Below are 17,607 nucleotides of genomic sequence, written 5' to 3'. Positions count from 1 at the left end.
CAAATTTCACACGAACCGTTTTGGGCGTGACTTCGGGCAAGAGAGCGGCTTTGCCGAGATAGCGGATATCGGCAGAACGTCCGACTTGGTCGTTTGCCAGTTATCCGCGGACGTCTGCTGCTTACCTAAATGCAGACGTCATGGCTTTGTCGGCTAAAAGGGCCAGAAGCAGACTTCGAAGGTATATTCCGAAGCAGCGCTAGATGACGTCGGCGTCGTTATTGAACCGAGCAAAAGAACCCGTTCGGGTGATCTGCGTTCGCCAAATTCGCATCCTTTGATTGTGGATGGAACGTCAGCGGCCACAGGTTTCAGCACCAATAATCGCTTTACGCGTCCTCGCTGAACACGCGTCCCGTCCGCACTTACCAACTCTCCCATCCAGAATTGCCACGCATGCCATTGCCTGTGCGCTCTCGCCGCGTGTTGCTTGGTACGCGCCGTGGCACTCGGCTACGCCACCGTGCGACAAGCAGAAAAAGCAATAAGATTGGGAGTAAACACCATGCTCAAGAGACTGGCGGCCGTAGCGGCCACATTTGTCCTCGCCTCCACCGTTTATGCGTCGGCGGACGAATGGGGCGAGAAGTTCAAGATGATCGACACCGATGGCAACGGCTCCATCAGCCGCACGGAGTGGGAAGCAAACTGGACGAAGCTCAAGATTGATCCAGCCCCTACCTTCACGGCAATGGACGCAGACTCGAACAACAGCGTCGATACGGACGAATGGGTGACCGCCCAGAAGATGGTGAAGGCATTCCCTGAAGGGTGCAAATCGTCTTCGGAATCTTGGTGCCCGAAGCAGTACTAACAGCCTGTACTTTTATTTCGCGCCGGGCGACCGAATTCATCGGAACGCCCGGCGTACGATTTCCCAGGATTTCTGGGAGTCATTTTCCTGCTCCGCCGTTTGCACATATCCGGGTGATTTCGCCGGCAACAGAAACCTCTCATCATATGACGTCGGCAATCATTGCCGATCAGGCGGCATGGGATAAAATTCGACATATCGTGGGAAAAAATCCCTTCAAAATCGGCATTGATAATCGGTTCTCGCTCGCTAGAACGGCTTGGGCTCGGGTGCTTGAGGTGAGCGCGACCAACCGTGAAGCTTCTCATCGTCGAGGATCATCCGATCGTCATATCCGGCTGCCGAGCGCTCTTTTCTCAAATCGATGGGATGGCGATCGTCGAAGCGCGAACGGCAGCAGAAGCGCGGCTCGCAATGCCACGCGAAGATCCTGATGTGACGATCATCGACATCAATCTTCCGGACGGCTCGGGCCTTGAGCTGACACGTGAATTCGTCGGCCACGACCACGAAGCCCGCATCGTCGTCTTCTCGATGAGCGATACGCCGATCCTTGCGATTCAGGCGATCCAGGCCGGCGCAAGAGGCTACGTCAGCAAGACCGGTGGCTCGACCGATCTGCGCGAGGCCGTGCTGGCGGTCGCGCGCGGCGATACGTGGATCTCGGATGATCTCGTGCAGGAGATGGCGCTGCTCCGGGCACAAAACCATCAAACAGAAACGCTTCTCAGCGAGCGCGAGCAGCTCGTCCTGCGAATGCTGGCCCGCGGCCGGAGCATGGCCGAAATCGCCAACGATATTTCCGTGTCCTATAAGACCGTCGCATCGGATTGCGCGATCCTGAGGAAAAAGCTCGGCGCCCGCACATCGACCGAAATGGTCCGTATTGCCCTTGAAATGAAGCTGATCTGAAAGCTGCCGAGCGTTTGCGATATTCGCCGAGCCGGACGGCGATTTGGGAAATAATTCCTGAAATTTCTTCCTATTTATCACCTTAATTCGGGAAATTGTCCTCTGTTAGCGTGCTGTCAGTATCGCATCTCGGAGGGAAGTAATCCTCTGAGCTTAAGGAACGACTTTCGAAACGGGGGCCGTTTCGTATCGCCCATGGAGGAGTTTTTCGAAATGAAATTTGGATTATTGGGTGTCGCAGCACTGGTGGCCGGCGCCGCATTGGCATCCGTTCACTATGCACACCCGGCCATCGCCGCTTCAGCATCTCTGACCGCGCTTGATCCCGACAACGACGGCACGGTCGATGTGCCAGAAGCCAAAACTGCCGCGGCAAAACTCTTTACCAAGCTCGACCCCGACAAGGACGGAACCCTTGATGGCAAAGAGCTGTCCGGCCGCGTTGACGAAGCCGGTCTGAAAGCTGCTGACCCCGACAACGACGGCACGCTCGATCAGAACGAATACGACGCGATCGTCGTAGAGCGCTTCAAGGCGGCTGATCCCGATAGTGACGGCACGCTCGACGACAAAGAACTAGCCTCGGATGCCGGGAAATCATTCCTGCTTCTTGTTGAGTAAATTTCCTCGGCTGTCTGGATCGCATGCAAGTCGCGGCCAGGCAGCCTCTTTTCCTGTGTGTGCACTGAGATTTCGAGACGCATGTGACTCCGCTGCAGTTGAGATCTACCGATTCTTCCCTCACGCTTTCAGGAAATTGAGAAGAAGGGTCTCGGAGGCGCGCTCGAGGTTTGGGTTCACCCAGGTTGTGAACGCTTAGCCTTTTGGAGAAGCCCATGCCCCTCGTAAGCATTTCGCGGATTGCTCTCCTTCTTTCAACCATCACCCTTTGCGCCACAGGCCCCGCTCGCGCCGATGACCCGGTCCGGGTCTCAGGCTATTTCTGCGGTCAAAAGCACGAGCAGGTCGCTTTTCTTCAGCGGGAAGCTGCGGGCGACTCGGAAGAGATCGCAGCCAATGAGGTGAACAAGGTCGTTGGCAAACAGACCTGCGCCTACTTTCTTCCCGCTAACGCCATTCCAGTGAAAGACGAAACCGTGATGAGCAACGGCCTCGTCTATAAGATGCAGAGCTTTATTTTCTTACCAGAGAAGGTCGAACGTTGGACCGGCACCTACTTCGGCTCGATGCAATCGACCAGGACCTTCAGCGAGCTCTGATCCCTCTTGGACGAAGCCGTACAGCTAAAGATGCTTACTGCTCGGGGAGGCGGCCGGCTTGCTGTTGTCGGGTCGGCGTGGCTCTGCAGACGCACGGCATTTGAACGTGTTGAAAGGTCCCACGTGGCACGAGACGGATTTGTTCTTCGCGTGGTCCCACTCTTGATACCCCTCGCCGAGCGCACCGGCGCGGGATGTCCACCATGTCGTCGCGGCGGATTTGGCTTCGGCTTCGGTCTTGCCCGATGCAACGCCGCTTTTGACCATCGCGCCACAGAGCAATTCAGCATGGCCGGTGCTGGGTGCTGCTCCAGCTGCAACCACGATGGTAAGCGCGATGGCGCTAATGTTCCACAGCGCCGGCAAGAACCATCCGCGGTCCGCTAGGACATTTGATCTTCTTGATCTCGACATTGCTGGCAAGATCGAGAACTGAAATGGTGTTTGAAAACCAGTTCGCCACATAGGCTTTTCTCCCATTGTGCAGCACGGCCACGCCTTCCGGATAGCGCCCGACCTTGATCTCGGCGCGCGGTGCATACGTTTGCGCATTGAAGATCGAGACGGTTCCGCCGTGTTGGTTGGAAACGAGGATTTCTGAATTGTCGTCGGTGATGGTCACGCCATAGGGCATCGAACGTGTCGCAGGCGTCGAGACGATCTTCAGAGTGTTCGTATCGATGATCGACAGCGTCGCGGCTTGGACGTTGGCGACCGCCAGTCGTTTTTTATCCGGACTTATTGCCAATGCGAACGGCGCGCGGCCGACGGGAATTTTCGCCAGAATTTTGAGATTCTTTGTGTCGATGACTGCGACATTGTTCGATTCACGGTCGGCAACGAAAAGCCGTCTGCCGTCTCCCGTCGCAACGAGATGAGCCGGCGAGCGCCCAACGGCAAACGTCGCTTCAGCCGCGCCGGTCGTCTCATCGACGATGGAAATGCGATTGGCGCTCCAGTCGCCTACAAAAAGGCGACCCGCATTGTCGGACGCAATGCCGAATGGCTGGCCGCCGACCTTCAGGGTAGCCAAGAGTGCGCGCCGGCCGAGATCGATGACGGCAATCTCGCCGCTGTCGGGAAGCGTTGCGAAGGCTTTGTGTGATCTCGCATCGATCGTGAAGGCTGCCGGCTTGCCGGTAATGGCGACCTTCGCCGCGATTTCATCAGAGGTCGTATCGATGACAGAAAGAATGCCGTCGTCTTGACTGAGAACGTAAACGCTTTGCGGTGAGGCCATCGCCACTGCGCCTTTCAGCGCAATGACGATGGTGCTCAAAAGGGCAGCGACGGGAAGACGTGCCCTCATTTACCTTCAACTTTCGCCTTCAGGCCTGCGAGCCCGGCTTTGATGTATGCGGTTGATCCCTTTACGGCCGCTTCGTCATTCTGATCGTCCGCCGGTTCGTTGCCGGTATCGAAGCGATAGAGACGCGATATCCACTCGACCTCGCTACCGCCCCCGGCAGCAGGCTGCACGGTAATCGCATCGGAATACGAACTGACCGCGAGCGCCTTGAGGTCTTCGTTTTGCAGGCGGTAGTCGATCTCCATCGCCTTGTCGTCGATGGCATCAAGGCTGTCGATGAGCGTTCCGCCAGACTTGAGCGTCAACGTTCGGGTCGTGTCGTCGCCGCTCCCTTCGACCTTGATATTCGTGACCCATGGGTGCCACGTCCCGATGGACGCAAAGTCTTTCACGATTTTCCAGACGTCAGCAGGTGGGGCGGAAATCGTAATTTTCTCATCCACTTTTTGTGGCGTCGGACCATGCGCCCACGCAGCACTCGAGAACGAAAGAACAGCAGCGATAACGAGAAGTGGACGTAACTTAATTGCCATAAACCAAAGCTCCTTTGGGATGGGACGTAAAACCGAACTTCAAGAGGTGGCGGGGACTGGGAAAACGCACCGTCTCGAACAATGAAAATGCGTAGAGTGCGAGCAGCAGCAGCAGCGCCGCGAGCGCGGGAACGTAAGACATATTCGTATCCACCGGCACGAGCCGAGGTTCCGTCGCCGAGAGAAGACGCGGCGCCAGCGAATTGACGTGCTGAAGCTCGGCGTATTGCAGGCCGGTACGTCGCGCGAGGTCTTCCAGATGTGCGGTTCTTACCGACGACAATTGTTCGTCGCCGGTCGCGGGCATGGCGCCAAAAGGAGCGTTGCGCGGATTGTATCCTTCGCGCGTCTCGGCATCTGGCGGCGGCGCGCCGATTCGATTGTCCTGCGGAACGTCAGTTTCGCTGTAAACGCCGGCTTGCCGTCCCTCGTCATCGAATTTCGGGATCGGTGTTTTTTCCGTTCCTCCGACGCCGACAATCAAGCCTTTTACAGCACCCGGCTTGCCATCGAATTCCGGAACGCCCGTGAAGGGCAGAGGCGGCGCTTCATGTCCGTCAGTCAGAAATAGAAGATCAGATTTCAAACTCTGAGCGATGTCGATGCCCGAATAGAGACCCAGGGCGATATAGCTGTCGCCTGCCCACGCCATGCGCCAATCGAGATCTGAGATTGCTCCTTCGAGTGCATCGTAGTTGGCGCAGATCTCGGCCGGATCGAAGAGGAGATACGAAATGCGCTCCGTAAAGACGCCGAGACCGAGACGTGAGTCGCAGGGAAGATCCTGCATCAGATTGACGAGCGCAGTCTTGGCGGATTCGAGCCGATCCTGCGATCCGCGCGGGTCTCCCATGTCGCGCGTGTTCATGCTACCGGTGATATCTATGATTGCCAAAACGTCGGCGATGCGCTGGTTGCGCACGAGATGGAAGCCGATCATCGCGGCAATGGTCAGTGCCAGCGCGCCGGCGAGCAAAGCTGTTCGGCGATCGAATTCAATCCCGAAGAAAGTCATGGCAACCCCTTCGGAATGCCGGGCAGATCCGTCCATAATTTCTTTGGTGCGTCGGGCGATTCTTTATCGGGATTATCCGCTTGCGGCAGGTCACGCACGATCCGCATGGCAACGTCGATATTGTAGCGCGCATCCCAGTTTGCAGGATCAAGTTTGAGCGCGAGGCGATATTCGGATTTCGCCAAATTGACGAGCGCAGCCGCTCCGTCGAGATCGCCCTTACGAACAGCCTCGGCTGCGAGCAGCGTTCTTAAATTGGCCATATTGTAAAGCGCAGCTGCGTGAATGGCGGGGGGAACTCTCTCGACCGACGAACTCAAGGTTGCTTGCGCATCATCGATTTGGTCGCGTCGCAGAGATTCATTTATGCGCGCCAGAATCTCCTGCGGCGTCGCGGTTCGAATGTTGATCGCAGCATCACCCCGCGCCAGGAGTTGGCGGATCGTGCTGTTAGCGCGTTCGGCTCGGAAGAATTCATCGGCGGCGTATCCAAACCAAACCGCGCACAGGAGCGTGAGCAGCCAAAGGATTTTTCTGCGCTGATCCGATAAAAGAGTGATAAAGCGGTCAACGAGCATGCGCGCCTCCGGGCATGGCGTGGAGCGAGCGGGCGCAGAGCTTCGCGGCAAGAAGAAGAGCTAAAGCCAGTGCCGCAAACGCGTATGCCCATCGCGACAGGTCGTATTGCGGGATACGCTCGGTGTAGACGATTGGCGTCTGCTCAAGCTTGCCGATATCTTTTATGGCGGCTTTGACCGCATCGGCGTTCTCCGCCTCATAAGCACGGTAGGGAATGCGCAAACTCTGAAAGAACTTGTTGAGGTGGCGTTCGGGGAGCGCCTGCGGCGTATCCTCTGCATCGGACGGAGGAGTGGCGAACATGCTGTTCGAACCTTCGGTGCGCAGATAGAGGAAATAGAGATGGACAGGACGCCGGGCGAAATCCGTCCGCAACGCTTCCTGCACGCGCCGCCCCACGACCGCGACGCCATCCGAGACCAGAACGATAGCGCGCGAACCAGGCAGAACATCTTCGTCGATCATGCTGAGCGCCATGCCGAGGCCGCGGCCGACATCCGTGAACGCGAGACCCGGCTGGTCGATCGCATCGATTGCATTGAGCACGACGCCTTTGTGATCGGTAATCGGCACGACATGTAGCGGCGCAGTTGAAAATTCGGCGATACCGAACCGGTCATGTTTGCGTTCCACGACGAAATCCTTGAGCAGCCGCTTGGCCGCCGCCGATTTCGATTCTTCTGCTCCGCTGGGCTGACGACCTGCGAAGGTATCGTTCATGCTGGCGGAACGGTCGATCAACAGCACGATGTGCGCGCCCTGTCCAAAGCGCTCGATCTTGCGTTCACGCAGCGCAATTCCCGATAGTCCGAGAACGATCCCGCCAATGGCGAGCACTCCCGCAAATCGGAGTGCCCAAGTCAGCACTTGCGAAAGCCGGTCGGTCGGAAGGTCCGCAAGCGAAGGATAACCCTCCTGCTTCTGTGTCCCGAGAAGGAGCGGAATAAGCATCAGCGGCAGCAAATATAAGCCGAGAGGGTTCGTAAAAATCATGCCGCGGCTCTTTCTTCGCGTGCTAGATCGCCGGCCAGCCTCTTCACGCTTTCAAATGGGAAGCGATCCTCGGCGGTGCGTCGATCGTCGGAAAAGAAATAAAGGCGCGAACTTTCAAAAAAAGCTTTGAGCCGCGGTGCCAGCCCTTCAAAGCGCGGATGTTCTCGAGCGAACGCTGAAGCGTCTTCGGCAAATAACCGATGACCGGCCGCTTCGTCGAAAGCGCGATGCAGAATGAGAAGTGCCTCGCGATAGGAAGCGTCGCCCACTCCATAGGGCAGGAGGTCCCGGATCTGGCGGTCGGCTTGCGTAAAAGGACGGCCGGCGCGTTTCTTGAACGGCCAGATGGCATAATGCCAAAGCAGCAGTAGCCCACAGCCGAGAAGCGCGAGGCTGGAAAGCGTGAGCATTTTTTCTTTGGAGGCGACTGGAATCTCGTGTGCCCGCACGTTGGAACGCAGGACGTCCGAAAGTTCTTTCGTCTTTTCGGGCATGAGATCGTTCAAAACGAGATTGCGAAGCGGCGAGAGGGTCAGGCGCAGAGCAGGAACCGACGCGGAATATTTCTTTGCAGCTTCTTCCGGGTCATTCGGCGCAGTTTCATCCGGCGCAACACTCGTCGGATTTTTGAACTTCAGAGGGAAGGCCGGAATGTCGAGTTCAGTTGCCTCGATCGCGGAATAGAAAATCTGATACTTCAGCTTGATATCGTAGATCCGCCGCCCGTCAGCTTCGCGCTCTGTGTGGTCGATGGAAACCAAGTCGAGCCAGTATGTCAGGGGGCCGGGCCGTGGAAGTGCCGCCGTAAAGAGTTCGGTGTTGCCGCTGGTGACGACTTGAACGTCGCGTTCGAGCATATCTCCGATAAAATAACCGAACGTCCGCGGCTCATAAATGTTGACGGCGTCTATGGCAGCTAGCGCCGGGCGAATGCCGATCAGAACGAAGACGATCATCCAAAAGATGCGCATCAGGCGGACCCGTAGAGAAGATAGGCGGTAAGGCGCATCCAATCGATTGAATCGCGAATGGTGAACATCTCGCGAGCGTTCGCATCGAGGACGCGCGTGATGCGATCGCGCCGCTCGTTTCGCAGTGTCAGCCATTTCGCTTTCAATGATGGACACATGGCGACAAGACGATGCCGTCCGGTTTCAAGGTCACGCAGATTGAGCAGACCCCAACGCGGCAAGTCTTCAATCTCAAGACTGTCGCGTAACTCGATTGGCACGACGTCGTGGAAGGCGAGCGCCTCGGCTGCAGCCCGTGTTCCCCCTTCGGGCCACAAAAAATCGGAAACAATGAAGACGAGCTTGCGCGATCCGGCAATTGCCGCACCGGCTTCGGCGATACCTTCAATTCCTTTGTGCTCGGCTTTTGCGTGGCGAAGCCGGTCAATGGCGTCCAGGTGCGCCGCGCGTGACAGCGTCTTCCAGAGCAAGAGGTCCTGTCGCAACACGCTGTCAAACGGCAGCAATGCAAAGGTATCGCCGGTACGTTCGGTGCAAATCGCAAGCGCTTCGGCAATATCTACCGCGAGCGCCACCTTGTTGCAGTGGCCTTCGAAGGCCATCGAAGCTGAAACATCGACGAGAACGACGACATCAATCGCGCTCGGTTGTTCGGCGCGACGGACAAGAAGACGTTCGAAAGGGTCGCTCAACGAGGCGCGAACGGCGATGCGCCTCGGATCAGGAAACGCCGTCAGCGGAACGATATCGCGGAACAGGCCGCTGCTTCCCGACAGATAGCTCTTGTGCGCGCCGACGCGGACGCCGCTCGTACGCCAGGGTATGGCATAAGCGAGATCGCGCGCGGCGTCGTTCATGGCGCCGGCACCTTGGCGAACACGTCGCTGATGAGCGCCCGAATGATGTCATCGCGTCTAAGTTCGTAGACCGGCGCAAGGAAGATTCGGTGCGCCATGCACTCGGAGAAAATCTCGCGAATATCCTCCGGCACGACCATGTCTCTGCCGGAGAGCCACGCCTGCACGCGCGCCGCTCGGATCAGATAACTCATGCCGCGCGGGCTGGCTCCGCCCGCCACGAGACGCGTGATGTCGACGTTTGGAATATCAATGCCGGCCTTCGCGGGTTCGCGCACGGCGGTCCAGAGATCGAGAACGTAGCTCTCCAGCGCCGGGCTTACGATGATGCTGTTCTGAATGACCTTGGAAAGCGCATTCAGACGCCGGTAGTCGATCACGCCTTCCCTGAGTGATGAAATAAGCGCGTCGACATCATGGAACTTCGTCTCAAAGAGCAAGTCTCGGCGCGCTGTATTGTCTGTCGGGGTAGCAATGCCAACTTCCATCAGAAAGCGATCGCGGGCAGCGGCAGGCAGCTCAAAGGTTTCCTCACGCTCGATGCGATTGCGATCAGCAAAGACGAGCAGATTGGGAAAATAGTGTTCCTTGTTGAAGGCCGTGATACTGCGCTCGGCCATCAATCGCAGCAGCAGCGAATGCACCTGAGGGCGCGCACGGTTGATTTCGTTGAAAAAGAAAACCGAGAGATCGCTGCCATGGCGAAGAACGGGGCCCGGATCGACGCGTGGCTTACCCTCTTCGTTGAGAAACGTATGATAGATCATGTCCGAAGGCATTAGATCAATCGTGCCTTCGATGCGTTCGTAAGCACCGCCGAGCGCTCGAGCCACCGCGCGCAGGAGCGTCGTCTTACCGACGCCGACGTCGCCTTCCAGAAGAACATGCCCGCGCGCGAATACGGCAATTGTCAAAAGACGGATTGCCCGCTCTTGGCCGACGACAGCTTTCGCGATTTCCTGCTCGAAGTCGCGAGCATCGCGGCGCCAACTATCGAGATTAATTGGTTCGGACATATCGGCAGCGGGCTGCCGATCAAGCGTTGGGCGATTCATTATTCTTGTTCCCAAGCGTGGCGTGCTCAGCCGGCCGAACGGCTGGACGTCAGATTTCAATTCGGACGAAAAGGGGGGTGCTGTTTTGGGCAGCACCCCAGATACCTCGGAGAGGAAATTTTTTCGTCCTGCAAGCGTCGCAAGATCCGAGGATTATTTGTCCGTCTCGACTATTGGATTTTAGAGACGTCGTAGACCCACTTGCCGGTCTTCTTGAAGTTCTCAGCGCGCTTCGCATTCCGCTCTTCCATGGCAGCCATGGATTCGCTCTGCTTCGCGAGCTGCTTCGGGTCGTGCTTCGGATCGAACTTCGTGCCCTTGATCTTTTCAGGGAAGCCGGGCTTTGGCTCCCAGCAGTTGCCCGGAGCGCGGCAGTGCGTGCCATCGTAGGCCATGGCCGCGGGAGCCATCGCGCCAGCGAGGCCGGCAAATGCAATTCCGGCAACGAGCGTGAGTGAAAGGTTCTTCATAGGCATTCCTCCATTTTTCTACTCGTCTTCAGACGGTCTGATCCGTCCTTGTTGTTCCGTACCAGCCAAGCCCTGTGAGGCAGCCCTAATCAGGACATGAGCTAGTTGCCGGAAATCTTGCATTGCTGCTTCGCAGCGGCAGCGCGTCCCGTTTTTTCCCATTCGTCAATGTTGAAGGCTTTGAAGTTCTTCTTCTGCTCGTCCGTCAGCCACTGAGCGTCTTTGACGTCGTCCTTCTGGATGTGGCGGATCCAAGCGATGAGCTTCAACATGTCGTCGAGCTCGATGTCTTGGCCGTGCGGACCCATCATGCCGTTGGCACCGCCGAAGATGGTTTCAAACAGACCCTTGTCGGTCTCGTTCTTCGGATAGGTCCAGTAGGAATCGTTGAGACCCGGACCAACCTTCCCTTCGCCGATATGCCCGTGGCAGCCCGAGCAAGACTCGAGAAAAACCTCTTCGCCTTTGGGTAGGCAGCCCGGAACTTCGACATAGGCATCCACACCGGTTTCCAGGAACTTCTTGACCGCAGGGGTATTACGGCCTTCCTTCGGTGCCGTGCCATCGACGTCCAGGGTTTCACCGGTAATGGTATTCTGAAAAACCTGTTGGGCATTGGCCATCTGCGCACCCGCGATCAACGACCATACGACAGCGCCGGCTGCCAGAATTCCAAATCTCATCTGCAATTTCTCTTCCACTCTTCTTCGATTGCCGATCTGCGGGACATCTGTCTTCAGGTCGGCGGTTGAGGCGCTTCGAAGGGAATTCCTTCGTCTTTCAGAACCACGTCGATTTTCTTCTGTATGCCCGGAAGGGCGGTGTTTATCGCGGCCATCAGATCCTTTTCGTCCTTGCGGACGGCGAATGACTGGTCGAAATGAAGCGGAACGCGCTGGCCATCGTCGCGAACATTATTATCGGGAATGACAGTCAACTTGAGCGCGTCATTCGCCTTGACGTAACGCGCGACTTCCGGCGCGAAACCAATAGCGAGCTCGGATTTTCCCGAAGCCACTTCGCCGACCATCCGATCTGGCGGAACGCGCGTGTAGGAATTGCGCTTATCCTTGAAGTTGGTCAGCGATGACACGTAGTTGATATTGTCGTTATAGAGATCGAGCTTGGTAATCATCGTTTCGGCGGGCGTGCCTTGCACGAAGCCAATCGGATTTGCCTTGACGATATCGGGACTATCAAAGCTATCGATCTTCAGCGGCGAGTCCTTGCGCTGAATGAAAACATAGGCCGCTCGATAATAGGGCTTCGACGTCAGAACGCGGGGATCGTTGGTATCCGTTCCGATAATGACATCGCAAAGATTTTTATCGAGCTGATCGCGCACCGCGTAGATGGCGTCTTTTTGGAACCAGACGAATTCAGCTTTTCGCCCCAAGCTATCAGCAAGAATTTTGGCGATCTTGTTTTCGAAGCCGGACTCGTCGTCCGCCGAATACGGCAGTTCTTTCGCGGCCGCGCAGACACGCAGGACATTTTTGTCCTCCGCCGCAGCAGGATTTGCATCATCCGACATCGACGGATTGAAAGCTGCGAGCGCGAATAGCGAAACACTGATGGCAGCCGCGACTTGCCAAAGACGCGAAACAAATGTCCGCGAATGAGCGGTTTCTAATTCGGGAGCCATGATTTGAACAAGGCCTTTCAAATCGGTCTGGCGGTTGCTCGCGCCTCGCGCGGGATCAAGCGCTGTTGCCGGAAATTCGAATGCATTGCTCGCGAGGCAGATAGCCGTCGTTGTGAAGCGAATAATCGACTATCGCCGCGCGGCTCGGGTCCTTTTCGGACACGAGAGATATCCAGTGGGCTATGGCGTCGGTGAAGATCGCCGATGCCATAGCCCGAGGCTGATTATCAGCCCTTCTCGTATTCGCCGACGTTGACGTCGTCGTAGGGGTTCTTGCCGTCAAGCGAGAACACTTCGACGCTGCCGCCCATCTGCGTGTAGTTCTGGAGTTGCTTGAAAGCGCCAACCGCACCGAGACCAGCAGTCGGATCCTGAAGGTCGAACACCAGACCGACACCCGGCCAACCACCAACGCCCGACATGATCGCAACGTATTGGATGCCATTGTGCTCGTACGTCATCGGGTAGCCGATCACGCCCGACGGCAGCTTGTGCTTCCAGAGCAGCTCACCCGTGTCCGAGTTACGTGCTTTGATGAAGCCATCAAGCGTACCGTAGAACACTAGGTTGCCGGCGGTTGCGAGCGTGCCGCCCCAAACCGAGAAGCGCTCCATGTGCTCCCACTTGTACTTGCCGGTGATGGCGTTGTAGGCCTTGATCTGACCGAGGCCCAGGAAGTTCTGGCGGTCACCCTTCGGACCCGGGTACATCCACAACGTTGCACCAACGAAGAACTGACCTGCGCGGTAGGGAAGCATGAAGGGCTCCCAGTCCATGCAGATGTGGTTGATACCCATGAAGAACAGCTGCTTCTTGGGATCATAAGAGTCGTGACCCTGGTTGTGGTAACCCATGGCCGAAGGGCAGATGTCCGTGCCCTTGTGGTTCATGTAGGTACCGTATTCAGGATCGCGAACCGGAAGGCCGGTCTTCAGGTCGACCGTCTTGAAGACGTTGACCGTGTCGTCGAGCTTGTTCGCCGAGATGAGGTCGCCGTTCGAACGATCAAGCGTGTAGACGATGCCGTTACGGTCGGGATGCGTCAGAAGCTTACGCTCCTTGCCGTCTTTGTCTTTCTGCTCAGAGAGCATCATGACGTTGACGCCAGCGAAGTCCCACTCGTCGTGAGGCGTCTTCTGGTAGCCGAACTTCAGCTCGCCGGTGTCGGCATCGCGGGCCATGATCGTCATGGTCCACTTGTTGTCGCCCGGACGCATCGTTTCGTTCCACGGAGCGGGGTTGCCCGAGCCGTAGTAAATCAGGTTGAGCGATGGATCGTAGGCATACCATCCCCAGTTGGTGCCGCCGCCGATTTTCCAGGCGTCCCCTTCCCAAGTCGCAAGGCCGAGGCCCTTTTGACCGTAGTGCGGGTTCGCCTTGTTGAAGTCGTCGCCGATACCGATATCGGCGTCCGGTCCGGTCGCGTACTTGCGCCAGACTTGTTCGCCGGTTTTGACGTTATAGGCGGTTGTGTAGCCGCGAACGCCGAGTTCGGCGCCCGAAGAACCGACGATTGCCAGATCCTTCACGACGTACGGAGCCTGGGTTTCGGTCTGGCCGACTTTGATATCGGCGTTTTCGACTTTCCAGTACTCTTCGCCCGTCTTGGCGTTAAGCGCGACGAGGTGACCGTCGAGCTGGGTCTTGATGATCAACGCCGGTACCTTCCCGTCGCCCGGCCAATAAGCCAGACCGCGGTTCACGAGATCGCAGCACGCCACGGAACGAGCGGCTGGGTTCTGCTTCGGGCTGTGCTGCCAGAGGATGTGACCCGGATCGTTGAGATCAAGAGCAAAGGTCTTGTTGGGGAATGACGTATGAACGTACATCACACCATCGACGACGAGCGGAGCGCCTTCGTGGCCGTGCAGCTCACCGGTCGAGAACGACCAAGCATGCTTCAGCTGCTTGACGTTGCCGACGTTGATTTGATCGTCTTCGCTGTAGTTATTCGAGTCGTAATTCCGACCCGGCATCACCCAGTTGTCTTTGCTCTTCGACAGTTCAACTAGCTTGTCATTCGCGTAAGCGCTGGTTGCGACGCCGAGCTGCATAGCGGCGGCTATCGCCATGCAGGACGCCGACATCAGCATTGAGGTGCCAACGACTTTTTTCATGCCCATTTAACCTCGCGTTTCCTAAACCCAGCTTTTTCTTATTCAGCCGAGGCGGCTTCCCTTGCGAAACGAAGGGGTCCTTTCGCCGTCTCGACCCTCTGAGGCACGAGCGGAATACGGGCAATATTCTCACCCGAGGCCACTCTTAGATGCGTGCTGCGCGTTCGGATCGCTGGTCGTCCGATGGTTGCGCGATCAGCACGGGGCGGACCGTAACGATGTAGCCTTGCGAGGTCTTCAGATTGATCGGCAAATTGGGCCGGGAAGTTTTGGCAAAGAAGACTGCAGACGTTGTCCTGGTAGTCTCTGCGCGCGTCTGTCATAGCTGGCGATGAGAGAATGAAAACCACCTGTAAAAGCGCAAATAATCGTGATGACCCATCGCCTTTCCATCTTTGCACTGGCCCTCGTGATTGCCGCCGGCTTAAACGGATGCAGTGAAGAACAACCGACACAGCGCCAAGCAGAACAGCGTTCTGGGCTGACGAAGGTCGGCACGAAGAGCTGGTTGACGGAACAGGACGACGTGAAGCCGGAGATCTGGTTGATTGAGCATGAGACGAAGAGCGACGGGAAAGTTGCCGCCCCAGAATCGGGAGAAGTTCGCCGCGCTCTGATCGAGGCGTCCGAAAAGTTTAACGACTCGCCACGCATGGTCGCCAACCGCGCTGTCCAGCTCGAAGACATGCTGAAAGGTGCGGGCGGCGATGAAACCGCCATCGGCCTGATTACTATGTTGAACAACGCAATCGCCGCCAATCGGATCGAGAGTTTCGGAGCGGCAGGACAGCAGTATTACAATTTGCGCAAAGCCGGATTCACCGGCGAGGAGGCGCTCGACGCGCTTTCGAAACGTTATGGTTCGCGCAGTTGACGTAATGCAAACGACATCGCGTTTTTCCGGTTTAGGTGCCCGCGTGCGAAAGGGGGCATGGTTTGGCCGCTCCATTCGGCAGCAGGTTCTGCTCGCGATTTCCGCGATGCTTTTTCTTGCCACCGTACTGATGGGAGCAACAGCCGTCCTCAACGGCCGCCAATCCGTGAACGTCGAAATCGAAGCGTCGATGGATACGGCGGAAGGCTATCTGCGCGAGCTTGTTCGGCGGATCAACGCCGAAAATCATCTCTCCGACCTCGATAATCTCGTTGCCCACGAAATTCAGCATCTGCGTCATGCCCGCGTTTACGTCGAAGATCCGGGCAAGCCGATGCGAGTCCTGCGATCACCCGAAACGGTGTCCGATATCGATGACGCCAACGATCGCACGCCGGACTGGTTTGAGGCACTGATGATGCCGAAGGGAGGTAACGATCACACCCGCGTCATCAGCATTGAGCCGAACGGCCGTTCGCTCATTCTGAAGGGAGACCCGGATGACGAGATCGCGGAGAAGTGGGAGCAGCTCTCAGCTTTTGCGACGGTTGCGCTCGTCGCCATCGTCTTCATCGTCTTGGCTTTCTATATCGTTCTCGGCCGTATCCTCAATCCGCTGACGGACCTTGCCAAGGGACTAGTGGCGCTTGAAGCGGGTGAGCGGTCGCAGCGCCTCAAAATTCCAAAAGTGACCGAAGTTGCCGACATTGCAGTGAAGTTCAATTCGCTTGCTGCATCGCTCGATCAAGCGCGAGAAGAAAACGGCGAGCTCTATCGGCAGATTCAATCCGTGCAAGAAGATGAGCGGCGCGAGATTGCGCGCGAACTCCATGATGAGGCTGGCCCCTGCCTTTTTGGAATTACCGCGAACGCGGAATCAATCAGCCGTCTCACCGATGCGCTCCGCGAAGACAGTGCTGAAGCCATTCGCAAAAGAACGGATGAAATCCTGTCGATTTCATCGCGCCTCAAGGCGATGAATCGCGCGCTTTTGAAGCGCCTTCATCCTGTCTCCGTCGGCAAAGTACCCCTGTCTGCGCTCATTCAAGAGCTCGTCTATGATTTCGAACGGCGCCATCCCAACGTTCGCATCGGCCTTTCGGTCACCCCGCTCATCAGGCCCTACGGTGAGCGCATCGACCTTACCGTCTATCGCTCAACACAAGAGGCGCTGACGAATGCCATTCGGCACGGTCAGGCGACGCACATTGTCGTCCAGCTTCGCGAAGAGGCCACTCAAGGCCCTGGCAGCGATCATGACGCAATCGCCCTGCGCATCAGCGACGATGGCGTCGGCCTGAAGCCCGACGTGCAAGCAGGCTTTGGATTATCTGCGATGAGAGAGCGCGTTCTGGCATCGGGGGGCAGTCTTGTCATCGCCGGTCACGAACCTCACGGCACCACGATTTCAATCAAAATCCCGTTGTGGCCCCGAGATCTTCACGGTGGTTCCGTCAACGCATTTTCTCAGGCGACCGCATGACCAAAATTCTCGTGATCGACGACCATCCCATCGTGCTGCAAGGCTGCCGCCGCGTGCTTGAAGATGCCGGCATCGACGATATCATGCTCGCGTCAAATCTCATTGAGGGATTTCGCGCCTATCGCCACGATAAACCCGATCTCATCATCATCGACCTTGCGATCAAGAAAGGTGTGCTCGGAGGACTATCGTTTATCCGGCGCCTTCGCATCCACGACAAGCACACGCCGATCCTCGTGCTGACGATGCACGAAGACCCCATGATCGCCAGCCAATCGTTGCGACTCGGTGCTAATGGCTACATCCTAAAAGATACATCGTCCGTAGATATCGTGAAGGCGCTTCAGGCCGTGCGCCAGGGCAAGGCGTTTCTGAGTCATGCCATTGCCTCCGCGATTGCTGTGATGGAAACAAAAGGTCGGACCAACCCGCTCAACGGCATGACGTTGCGCGAATTGCAAACGCTGGAGCTAATTGCCCAAGGCAAGCAATATGCAGCTATCGCCGACGAATTGCACGTCAGCTACAAAACAATTGCAAACACATGCTCCCAAATCAAAACGAAGCTTGGCGTAAAATCGCTCCCCGAGCTGATGCGTATTGCCATCGATCACCTGCCTGAAATGTCGGGACAGAGAATAAACGATCGTTCTGTGCCGCCAATGCGCCTCGGGAAGGTTTGGTAGCCGGAATTGCAGTGACTTGGCATGTGTTCCTGGGCCATCCGTTCAACTGCAAAAATACAAAAACTTCGGAAATG

20 protein-coding genes are annotated in these 17,607 nt (G+C 57.0%); 7 read left to right on the top strand and 13 right to left on the bottom strand.

Annotation, left to right across the window (positions count from 1 at the left end; translation table 11 throughout):
- Positions 1–505 precede the first annotated feature (505 nt).
- From HYP802_RS0105645 to HYP802_RS0105630, 4 genes are all read left to right on the top strand, one after another.
- Entirely contained in the window at positions 506–814 is a 309-nt protein-coding gene (locus HYP802_RS0105645; protein WP_013946145.1) for a hypothetical protein, read from the top strand.
- A gap of 294 nt (positions 815–1,108) precedes the next feature.
- Positions 1,109–1,726 (top strand): response regulator transcription factor, encoded by a 618-nt coding sequence (locus tag HYP802_RS0105640; RefSeq protein ID WP_013946144.1) that lies wholly within the window; start codon positions 1,109–1,111, stop codon positions 1,724–1,726.
- A gap of 213 nt (positions 1,727–1,939) precedes the next feature.
- The gene (locus HYP802_RS0105635) at positions 1,940–2,347 is read left to right on the top strand and encodes a calcium-binding protein (protein WP_013946143.1); all 408 of its coding nucleotides are present in this window, start codon (positions 1,940–1,942) and stop codon (positions 2,345–2,347) included.
- 215 nt (positions 2,348–2,562) lie between these two features.
- Positions 2,563–2,946 carry a hypothetical protein gene (locus HYP802_RS0105630; protein WP_013946142.1) on the top strand — a complete coding sequence of 128 codons (384 nt, stop codon included), beginning with the start codon at positions 2,563–2,565 and terminating at the stop codon, positions 2,944–2,946.
- Between the two features lie 24 nt (positions 2,947–2,970).
- On the opposite strand, the gene HYP802_RS0105625 is transcribed toward HYP802_RS0105630, so the two are convergent.
- The 13 genes from HYP802_RS0105625 to HYP802_RS0105560 all read right to left on the bottom strand — a co-directional run bounded on the left by HYP802_RS0105625 (position 2,971) and on the right by HYP802_RS0105560 (position 14,460).
- Positions 2,971–3,312, bottom strand: coding sequence for a hypothetical protein (locus HYP802_RS0105625; RefSeq protein WP_013946141.1), 342 nt, complete (start codon positions 3,310–3,312; stop codon positions 2,971–2,973).
- Positions 3,290–4,255 carry a YncE family protein gene (locus HYP802_RS0105620; protein WP_013946140.1) on the bottom strand — a complete coding sequence of 322 codons (966 nt, stop codon included), beginning with the start codon at positions 4,253–4,255 and terminating at the stop codon, positions 3,290–3,292. Before HYP802_RS0105620 ends, HYP802_RS0105625 begins: the two co-directional genes overlap by 23 nt.
- Positions 4,252–4,788, bottom strand: a complete 537-nt coding sequence (locus tag HYP802_RS0105615) for an SRPBCC family protein (protein ID WP_013946139.1) — start codon at positions 4,786–4,788, stop codon at positions 4,252–4,254. The genes HYP802_RS0105620 and HYP802_RS0105615 overlap by 4 nt, the downstream gene beginning before the upstream one ends.
- A complete protein-coding gene (locus HYP802_RS0105610) occupies positions 4,778–5,803 on the bottom strand; it encodes a vWA domain-containing protein (protein WP_013946138.1) in 1,026 nt (341 codons plus the stop codon). The genes HYP802_RS0105615 and HYP802_RS0105610 overlap by 11 nt, the downstream gene beginning before the upstream one ends.
- Positions 5,800–6,381, bottom strand: a complete 582-nt coding sequence (locus tag HYP802_RS0105605; protein ID WP_013946137.1) for a hypothetical protein — start codon at positions 6,379–6,381, stop codon at positions 5,800–5,802. The genes HYP802_RS0105610 and HYP802_RS0105605 overlap by 4 nt, the downstream gene beginning before the upstream one ends.
- Complete coding sequence (locus HYP802_RS0105600) at positions 6,371–7,375, bottom strand: vWA domain-containing protein (protein WP_024275314.1); 1,005 nt, start codon at positions 7,373–7,375, stop codon at positions 6,371–6,373. The genes HYP802_RS0105605 and HYP802_RS0105600 overlap by 11 nt, the downstream gene beginning before the upstream one ends.
- Positions 7,372–8,346, bottom strand: a complete 975-nt coding sequence (locus tag HYP802_RS0105595) for a hypothetical protein (RefSeq protein ID WP_024275313.1) — start codon at positions 8,344–8,346, stop codon at positions 7,372–7,374. The genes HYP802_RS0105600 and HYP802_RS0105595 overlap by 4 nt, the downstream gene beginning before the upstream one ends.
- Complete coding sequence (locus HYP802_RS0105590; protein WP_024275312.1) at positions 8,346–9,203, bottom strand: DUF58 domain-containing protein; 858 nt, start codon at positions 9,201–9,203, stop codon at positions 8,346–8,348. The genes HYP802_RS0105595 and HYP802_RS0105590 overlap by 1 nt, the downstream gene beginning before the upstream one ends.
- Positions 9,200–10,219, bottom strand: coding sequence for a MoxR family ATPase (locus tag HYP802_RS0105585; RefSeq protein ID WP_029670813.1), 1,020 nt, complete (start codon positions 10,217–10,219; stop codon positions 9,200–9,202). Before HYP802_RS0105585 ends, HYP802_RS0105590 begins: the two co-directional genes overlap by 4 nt.
- A gap of 209 nt (positions 10,220–10,428) precedes the next feature.
- Positions 10,429–10,728 carry a methanol dehydrogenase [cytochrome c] subunit gene (locus tag HYP802_RS0105580; RefSeq protein WP_013946132.1) on the bottom strand — a complete coding sequence of 100 codons (300 nt, stop codon included), beginning with the start codon at positions 10,726–10,728 and terminating at the stop codon, positions 10,429–10,431.
- Positions 10,729–10,829: 101 nt separating this feature from the next.
- On the bottom strand, positions 10,830–11,411 hold the full coding sequence (gene moxG, locus HYP802_RS0105575; RefSeq protein ID WP_035575715.1) for a cytochrome c(L), periplasmic: 582 nt from the start codon (positions 11,409–11,411) through the stop codon (positions 10,830–10,832).
- 53 nt (positions 11,412–11,464) lie between these two features.
- On the bottom strand, positions 11,465–12,373 hold the full coding sequence (moxJ, locus tag HYP802_RS0105570) for a methanol oxidation system protein MoxJ (RefSeq protein WP_024275309.1): 909 nt from the start codon (positions 12,371–12,373) through the stop codon (positions 11,465–11,467).
- A gap of 227 nt (positions 12,374–12,600) precedes the next feature.
- Positions 12,601–14,460: a methanol/ethanol family PQQ-dependent dehydrogenase gene (locus HYP802_RS0105560; RefSeq protein ID WP_348623885.1), complete on the bottom strand. Its 1,860-nt coding sequence runs from the start codon at positions 14,458–14,460 to the stop codon at positions 12,601–12,603.
- A 403-nt stretch (positions 14,461–14,863) separates the two neighbouring features.
- On the opposite strand from HYP802_RS0105560, the gene HYP802_RS0105550 reads away from it, so the two are divergent.
- Genes HYP802_RS0105550 through HYP802_RS0105540 form a run of 3 tightly spaced genes read left to right on the top strand, consistent with a single transcriptional unit; the run spans position 14,864 to position 17,533 of the window.
- Entirely contained in the window at positions 14,864–15,364 is a 501-nt protein-coding gene (locus HYP802_RS0105550) for a hypothetical protein (RefSeq protein WP_024275307.1), read from the top strand.
- A gap of 4 nt (positions 15,365–15,368) precedes the next feature.
- The gene (locus HYP802_RS0105545) at positions 15,369–16,847 is read left to right on the top strand and encodes a sensor histidine kinase (protein ID WP_024275306.1); all 1,479 of its coding nucleotides are present in this window, start codon (positions 15,369–15,371) and stop codon (positions 16,845–16,847) included.
- Complete coding sequence (locus HYP802_RS0105540) at positions 16,844–17,533, top strand: response regulator transcription factor (protein ID WP_013946126.1); 690 nt, start codon at positions 16,844–16,846, stop codon at positions 17,531–17,533. The genes HYP802_RS0105545 and HYP802_RS0105540 overlap by 4 nt, the downstream gene beginning before the upstream one ends.
- The last annotated feature ends 74 nt before the right edge of the window (positions 17,534–17,607 follow it).

The sequence above is a fragment of the Hyphomicrobium sp. 802 genome, from assembly GCF_000526135.1.
In the GTDB taxonomy this organism is placed as follows: Bacteria; Pseudomonadota; Alphaproteobacteria; order Rhizobiales; family Hyphomicrobiaceae; genus Hyphomicrobium_B.
Note: the sequence above shows the minus strand (reverse complement) of the source record. Positions and strands in the feature narration are given on the sequence as shown.

Excerpts from the sequence above, each read along its gene's own strand:
- HYP802_RS0105645 (WP_013946145.1), top strand. The coding sequence starts at position 506 with ATGCTCAAGAGACTGGCGGCCGTAGCGGCCACATTTGTCCTCGCCTCC.
- HYP802_RS0105635 (WP_013946143.1), top strand. The coding sequence starts at position 1,940 with ATGAAATTTGGATTATTGGGTGTCGCAGCACTGGTGGCCGGCGCCGCA.
- HYP802_RS0105630 (WP_013946142.1), top strand. The coding sequence starts at position 2,563 with ATGCCCCTCGTAAGCATTTCGCGGATTGCTCTCCTTCTTTCAACCATC.
- HYP802_RS0105620 (WP_013946140.1), bottom strand. The coding sequence starts at position 4,255 with ATGAGGGCACGTCTTCCCGTCGCTGCCCTTTTGAGCACCATCGTCATT.
- HYP802_RS0105615 (WP_013946139.1), bottom strand. The coding sequence starts at position 4,788 with ATGGCAATTAAGTTACGTCCACTTCTCGTTATCGCTGCTGTTCTTTCG.
- HYP802_RS0105610 (WP_013946138.1), bottom strand. The coding sequence starts at position 5,803 with ATGACTTTCTTCGGGATTGAATTCGATCGCCGAACAGCTTTGCTCGCC.
- HYP802_RS0105605 (WP_013946137.1), bottom strand. The coding sequence starts at position 6,381 with ATGCTCGTTGACCGCTTTATCACTCTTTTATCGGATCAGCGCAGAAAA.
- HYP802_RS0105600 (WP_024275314.1), bottom strand. The coding sequence starts at position 7,375 with ATGATTTTTACGAACCCTCTCGGCTTATATTTGCTGCCGCTGATGCTT.
- HYP802_RS0105595 (WP_024275313.1), bottom strand. The coding sequence starts at position 8,346 with ATGCGCATCTTTTGGATGATCGTCTTCGTTCTGATCGGCATTCGCCCG.
- HYP802_RS0105590 (WP_024275312.1), bottom strand. The coding sequence starts at position 9,203 with ATGAACGACGCCGCGCGCGATCTCGCTTATGCCATACCCTGGCGTACG.
- HYP802_RS0105585 (WP_029670813.1), bottom strand. The coding sequence starts at position 10,219 with ATGTCCGAACCAATTAATCTCGATAGTTGGCGCCGCGATGCTCGCGAC.
- HYP802_RS0105580 (WP_013946132.1), bottom strand. The coding sequence starts at position 10,728 with ATGAAGAACCTTTCACTCACGCTCGTTGCCGGAATTGCATTTGCCGGC.
- moxG (WP_035575715.1), bottom strand. The coding sequence starts at position 11,411 with ATGAGATTTGGAATTCTGGCAGCCGGCGCTGTCGTATGGTCGTTGATC.
- moxJ (WP_024275309.1), bottom strand. The coding sequence starts at position 12,373 with ATGGCTCCCGAATTAGAAACCGCTCATTCGCGGACATTTGTTTCGCGT.
- HYP802_RS0105560 (WP_348623885.1), bottom strand. The coding sequence starts at position 14,460 with ATGTCGGCGTCCTGCATGGCGATAGCCGCCGCTATGCAGCTCGGCGTC.
- HYP802_RS0105550 (WP_024275307.1), top strand. The coding sequence starts at position 14,864 with ATGACCCATCGCCTTTCCATCTTTGCACTGGCCCTCGTGATTGCCGCC.
- HYP802_RS0105545 (WP_024275306.1), top strand. The coding sequence starts at position 15,369 with ATGCAAACGACATCGCGTTTTTCCGGTTTAGGTGCCCGCGTGCGAAAG.
- HYP802_RS0105540 (WP_013946126.1), top strand. The coding sequence starts at position 16,844 with ATGACCAAAATTCTCGTGATCGACGACCATCCCATCGTGCTGCAAGGC.